3 protein-coding genes are annotated in these 4,606 nt (G+C 40.5%); 1 reads left to right on the top strand and 2 read right to left on the bottom strand.

Annotated features, from left to right (window positions below; all coding sequences use genetic code 11):
- On the top strand, window positions 1-484 hold a 484-nt coding region (locus tag CALSC_RS26735), incomplete at its 5' end, for a calcium-binding protein (RefSeq protein ID WP_268807236.1).
- Between the two features lie 140 nt (window positions 485-624).
- Here CALSC_RS26735 and CALSC_RS22695 read toward each other — a convergent pair.
- Both CALSC_RS22695 and infC read right to left on the bottom strand, forming a co-directional pair.
- A complete protein-coding gene (locus tag CALSC_RS22695; protein ID WP_088243516.1) occupies window positions 625-3,315 on the bottom strand; it encodes a DEAD/DEAH box helicase in 2,691 nt (896 codons plus the stop codon).
- 276 nt (window positions 3,316-3,591) lie between these two features.
- Entirely contained in the window at window positions 3,592-4,125 is a 534-nt protein-coding gene (gene infC, locus CALSC_RS22690) for a translation initiation factor IF-3 (RefSeq protein ID WP_088243515.1), read from the bottom strand.
- Window positions 4,126-4,606 lie beyond the last annotated feature (481 nt).

Here is a 4,606-nt window from a genome sequence, read left to right as displayed (position 1 = left end):
TTATATCTATGTTGGTGCTGGCGATGATACCATCAACGCTGGTGATGGATACAACTACATCAAAGCTGGAAATGGTAATGATCTAATTAACACCGGTTCTGATGATGATGACATTTATGCTGGTGGTGGCAATGATAATATCTTTGCAGGAGGGGGTGATAACCTCGTATATGGTGGCCAAGGTCATGATAATATTTATACTGGCTCCGGCAAAAATTATATTTATGCCGGTGGTGGTCAAGACCAAATCTGGCTAGGTGGTGGAGAGGATATAGTAGCCCTACAACTGGGTACAGGTACTGATAGTATTAACAACTTCCAACTAAGTAAAACTACGTTTGAAGTACTTGGAAATATTGATAATATAAGTATTTCTGATGGTGCAAAAGGTGCAGAAATTTATCTGGGTGAAGAATCTCTAGCTGTTGTTAGTTGGACTGCAGCGAGTACCCTCATAAATAATTTTGATAGTATCTTTATCTAAGGTGATTTCTGGAGACAAGCAGTCCAAGTGTTTGCTAACAAATAGTAATTACAACTAGTATAAGGGATGAATGCTGATAGTATTCATCCCTTATTTGAAGAGGGTTTTCTTAATGGGGATGCTCCCCAGAAAATGGCTAATTACTCCACAACTTCATTCACCGGGAACCGATCTATTAATTGAATCGCACGGCGAGCATTGCGACGTAAATAATCTGATAAATGGGGGACATGGGGAATTTGTGATAACAAATCCAGAGTCCGGCGTAAAATTCGTACCACATCACCTTCATCCAGACTCGTATTGTCACATACTTCCGTCCATTCCACCCCTAATCCCCACTGTTCCACCAAGGAAATTAGATTCAGATATCTATTCTCTAATCCCACAGGTAAAGATACCCCATGCCTATATTGCACCTTTAACACAGAACGACGAATCCTTTGTAAATTCGACCAAATTATATCTACTTCTTTAGATAACTCAAACCGAACAAAGCTATCTGGACGGGGACTTTCTGTGACTAAAGCTGCAACTATAGCTGCTAAATGGTGAGGATCTACATTATCCAACTCTCCACTTGCCAATACTAAACCCAGCCATAACTCATTTTCTCCTCGAATAGCAGCTGCAACTTCCCCTAAATTTGTCGGAACTAGTTCATTTAAACATTCAAAATGCTGCAAAATAGTAATTAAATTCAAAAACTCTTCCCAGTGGCGTTGGGATTGCAACTCAACTTGACCCTGTAATTGTCTGATTTCTTCTTCCAACTCCACTGCTCGGGTTTTACGGCGGAAGATAGTAGCCACATTACCTGTTTTAAATAGAGGATGGGCTTGCAGTTGCTCTTGTAAACTGGCGACTCGATGCAGCTGCTCAGTGACTTCAGGAGCTACATGTAATGCATCATCTATGTCAGGGATTTTCCTGACAATTTCTGCTGCTTGCTGATTTCCATGACGAGATTGCCCTGGTTTCAATTGCATCTCTGCTGGTGGTAGCAAATCGGCAGAAATTTCAATTCGTGGCATTTCCGCATACAAATCTACCACATCAGAAACCGTTGCTACATACCAACGATTATTTTGACCCAAGCAAACCAAATATGGAGATTGACCCGAGCCTTGAATTTTACCAACCAAAATAGCAGTTACTGGTGTAGCAACAGGAATATTTTTACCTTTCAGACCTAGTAATGTCCCGGACACTGCAAAACTTAACATCATTGATAGTTCTTCGTGTCGGGCTTGGTATGCTTGCTCGTATAAAGTTTTCAGTAACTTTTGTTCTACTTTTAAACGCTGCCGTAATTTCTCATATTGAGCAATTTCTGACTCATCAACGGTTGCAATCTGTGCTTGAATATTTGCCAATTGTTGTTGTAAATCGGCAATGTATTCATAGTGGGGTTGCAGATGCAAATTAGCCAAATACTGACCAAAACTCCGTTCTATTAACTCCTTAGCTTCCTCGATGGTGTGGGTTTGTAATAAGTTCAGCACCATCCCATAACTAGAAGTAAACTGACTGACTAAGGGATCTGGTTTTGAAGTTGCTAAATAAGCAGCTTCCTTTGCCCCTTCAAAGGGTGTTTGCAGGGTGACTACATGTCCCTGTTTATCCATCCCTCTTCTACCTGCCCTACCTGCCATTTGCAAGAATTCAGAAGCATTCAGGAGTCGATGCCCACTATCTGTACGCTTGGAAAGGGTAGAAATTACTGTTGTCCGGGCGGGCATATTAATCCCTGCTGCCAATGTCTCGGTAGCAAATACTACTTTAATTAACCCTTGTTGAAATAATTCCTCTACCAACCCTTTCCAAGCAGGTAAAATTCCTGCATGGTGCGCAGCTATACCTCTATATAAGGGCGTAATTTGCCCAGCACGCCCAGCTTCGGGGTTCCGAGTCAGAAATTCGTCTATTTGCTGCCTGAGTTGCTGTGCCTCTTGCTCATTCACCAGGGACAAATCTGCTACTTCTTCTACTGATTTGTCACATCCTCGACGGCTAAATATAAAGTAAATCGCCGGCAGCATGTCTCGCTGCTTTAACTGCTGTAGGGTATAAATTAGACTAGGTGCTTCTGGCCTACCACCTCTACCTCTTTCTTTCTCTCCACTTTTTTTCTTTTTCCGTCTTTGAATGAGACGAGGATTGATTTTACTTAAGCTATTATTCAGCAAAGGAAATATGCCTTTAGTATTGCCAAAGTAAAACTCCAAGGGAACGGGACGAAAGTCAGAGTAAATTAGATCTGTAGGGCCATGAACTTGAACCAACCAATTAGTTAATTCATCACTATTGGCAACCGTTGCTGAAAGAGCCACCAGTTGAATATTATAGGGACAATAGATAATAGATTCTTCCCAAACCGTACCCCGTTGACGATCATTCATATAGTGGCATTCATCTAGCACCACCGCCTCCACATCTACCAAGGAGGTGCCAACTTGCCCAATGGGCGTACCATAGAGCATATTCCGAAATATTTCTGTGGTCATGACTAAAATGGGGGCATCCCGGTTGATGCTCACATCCCCAGTCAGTAATCCCACTAAATCAAAACCAAATTGTTCCCGAAAGTCCCGTAATTTTTGATTAGAAAGGGCTTTCAAGGGCGTAGTATAAAATACTCGCTTACCCCGTGCCAAGGCACGATAGATAGCGTATTCACCGATTAAAGTTTTGCCCGAACCCGTAGGCGCACAAACAACTACAGAGCGTCCAGCATTTAAAGAAGCGATCGCCTGTAGTTGAAAATCATCCAGTTCAAAGGGAAATATTGAACCAGGGTCAAGTTCTGGAGATAGAGGAGGATAATTCACTCAATCACAATTGCAACCAGGTTGCTCATTATATCATTCTCTCTGCCAATTCTTCAAACTGTGAAAATTGTGAGTAATAGAATCAGAAGCAGGGAGCAAGGGAGGTGTGGAAAATATGGGAAGACAGACAGCTCCAACAGCCCGTGGGATAAAAGCCCTGTCTTTTCAAGACGATTATGTTGCTCCCAGTTCAAGCTTCTGAAAACACTGTGTTCCCTACACCCTATCTCCTACACCCCTATTGTTGACAGTTTTGAGTCAAAGGGGTGTTAGTAGTTATTTTTTCGGGGAAATGAGTATCATCATGTTTCTACCTTCTCTTTTCGGTGCTTGCTGCACTTCTCCTACCTCTTCTAAATCTGCTGCCATTCGCTTCAGCAATTTATGTGCTAAGTCACTGTGTTGAATTTCTCGACCCCGGAACATTACAGTGGCTTTGACTTTGTCACCATCCTTCAGAAATCGCACTGCTTGTTTAACACGCACTTTGTAATCGTGATCGTCTATTTTATAGCGCATCTTCACTTCTTTCACGTCAGCCGTATGCTGCTTTTTACGTGCTTCCCGCGCTTTCTTTTCTTGTTCAAACTTATATTTTCCATAGTCCATAATCCGACAAACTGGCGGATCAGCCTTATCACTCAATAGCACCAAATCTAGCTCTCTTTCTTCTGCTATTTGCAGTGCTTCTTGTGGAGCCATAATTCCCAGTTGTTCACCATCTGTGGCAATTACACGAATTGTAGGGAAACGAATTCTTTCGTTGATTTGAGGCAAATCACGATTTCTTCTTTTCTGAATCACAGGCATTTCTGATTTGTGGAAACTGATTGTTATGAATTTAGTTTGGTGATTTAATACTCAGCATCAGAAGCACAAGACTAAATATTTCTCATCAATTAGTCACTGATAACTATATAAATACATAGTTACAACGCGACTAATAGCGTAAGTAATTTTCTAGCCTTGTATTTGTCAATTCTACTCATTATGAGAAGATTTCGGTGGAATTGTTAATCTAAGTTACATAAAAGCAATAAATTTGAACTTTTGTATCGGGTATAGTTTCAAATATACTAATGCCTTGAGTTAAGGGATTATTACTATTATAAATAGTACATTCCCAAACACTTACTCTTGATTATGCATAAATTTTATTCCACATTATTTATGTATAATTACTATCCTGAAGATGTCATAAATATATTAACTGGCGTAGGTTTTAGCCAATTTAAATATACGTTTACGATTTTAACAAACTTCTAAAATTGTGACATAAGTAGTTAAACAT

The sequence above is a fragment of the Calothrix rhizosoleniae SC01 genome (assembly GCF_900185595.1).
Taxonomy (GTDB): Bacteria; Cyanobacteriota; Cyanobacteriia; order Cyanobacteriales; family Nostocaceae; genus Calothrix_A; species Calothrix_A rhizosoleniae.
Note: the sequence above shows the minus strand (reverse complement) of the source record. Positions and strands in the feature narration are given on the sequence as shown.

Excerpts from the sequence above, each read along its gene's own strand:
- infC (WP_088243515.1), bottom strand. The coding sequence starts at position 4,125 with ATGCCTGTGATTCAGAAAAGAAGAAATCGTGATTTGCCTCAAATCAAC.